Genomic DNA, 1,677 nt, shown 5'->3' with positions numbered 1-1,677 from the left:
CGGATTCCCAGGGCGATGCTTCGCAAACGGCTCAAATTCAAATCCAGGCTCGGTTGCGGTCGTTCTTTCAAGACCTGGGGAAGGACGCGACTGAGGCGACGGCGGAACTGGCGAAGCTGAAGAAAGCGGACCCGTTAACGGCGGTGCAGCGGCACACGTTCAACAAGCTGAGTCAAAACGAGGCCGACAAGGCGAAGAACGATCGGGAAATCGCACGCTTGCAGTCGGAAATCGACAGCATCGAATCGAAATTGGACGCCGGTGACTTGGATGCCGAGACGCGACGCGTGCTGGGAATCCAGAAGCGGGACCTGGGGCGTGAATTGAGTCGCGTCCGACGGGTCGAGTTTTCCGATGACGATGCGGCCCAACTGCAGGGGCTGCGGGATCGGATCGGTGACAAGGACCGGGCGTACCAGGAGAAGATCGCGGAGTTGGAGGGCACGATCGCGGCGGCCAGCATCAAGGGCTACCGGGGTGGACGGCCGGAGTTGTTCTTTGATCAGTTGAAGGTGCTGCAGCAGAATCCCGTTCTTCGCGAAGCATTCCTGAAAGACAAATTCGGGGAGCAGCGGTTCCGCAGTGCGACCGAGCAGTTCGTCACGGGCGGACAAGCCTACGACGACGCGATCGCGGCCTACGAAAACCTGCGCCGACACCGTGGCTCGACCGCCTTGTTGGACGACAAGCTGCGGGAGCTTCGTTTCGGAACGCCACAGTTGGAACAAGCGTACTTGCAACGCCAAGCCGAGACGGGACAAGCGTTGCAGTTTTCGTACGATGCGATCGGGGCGCAGCAAGGTGCGTTTCGTGAACAGTTGGCCGACGTGCTGCTGGAAACCCGCAATTCCGGACTGTTGAAAAGTTTGAAACAGTCGTTCGAGGAGATCGGGATCCGCAACGGCGTGCTGCTGAGCGGCAGCGAAGGATCGGAGGAAGTTTTCTCGGGGATCTTCCGGTTGGCGGAGCGATCGCGAGATCTGCGGGCCGGTGGGATCACACCGGCGGAAGCACCGCGGGTCCGGCGTGTTTCGAATTTGCTGGAAACGGCGTTCGCGACCTTGCAATCGTCGGCGACGCTGGCGGAATCGCCGGATGTGATTTCGGCACTGTCGGACCGGGCCAGCCGAGTCGCCGGCGCGATCCGATCCGACGACTATTCGTTCCTGCAGGGTGATGCTGCGTCGGTGGTTTCGGCGAACAAGGACGTGTTCCTGCGTCTGGCGTCGGTTTTGGAGCGGATCGAAGCGTTGCAGACCGAGCAACTCGGTGAAGCACGAAAGACCGCCGAGAACACGAAACCGAATCAACGCCGGCCGACCGATGCGACTCGACGAGCTGCTGGCGCGGCGGACCGGAGGCGTGCCCCGTGATCAAGATTGACTCGATCGAATTCGATTTCAAACGCGGCGATATCCTGCTTCCGGAACCGGATGCGATCCCGTTCAGGTCACAGTCGATGGATGGCATCGGGATTCAAAAGACACAGGAGCGGTCTCCGGGATTCACACTGACATTGATTCGGTTTGCCGCGGCAACGGCGCTGGTGGTCGAGAAGAGCACGATCGTGACCAAGATCGGCGCGACGGTTTCGATCATTGAACGGGTCAATGGTACGGACATCAACTGGTCGGCACCGGGTGGTCACAAGTTTGTCGTCACCCAAGCCCGGATGGT

Annotated in this window: 2 protein-coding genes; both read left to right on the top strand. The window is 60.3% G+C overall.

Annotated elements, in window-relative coordinates; translation table 11 throughout:
• On the top strand, nucleotides 1-1,373 hold a 1,373-nt coding region (locus ABX749_RS31995), incomplete at its 5' end, for a hypothetical protein (RefSeq protein WP_372899609.1).
• The coding region (locus tag ABX749_RS31990; RefSeq protein WP_372899608.1) for a hypothetical protein at nucleotides 1,370-1,677 on the top strand (308 nt) is incomplete at its 3' end. The genes ABX749_RS31995 and ABX749_RS31990, both read left to right, overlap by 4 nt.

This window comes from Stieleria sp., from assembly GCF_041595215.1.
Classification (GTDB): Bacteria; Planctomycetota; Planctomycetia; order Pirellulales; family Pirellulaceae; genus Stieleria; species Stieleria magnilauensis.
This window is presented reverse-complemented; position numbering and strand designations above follow the sequence as displayed.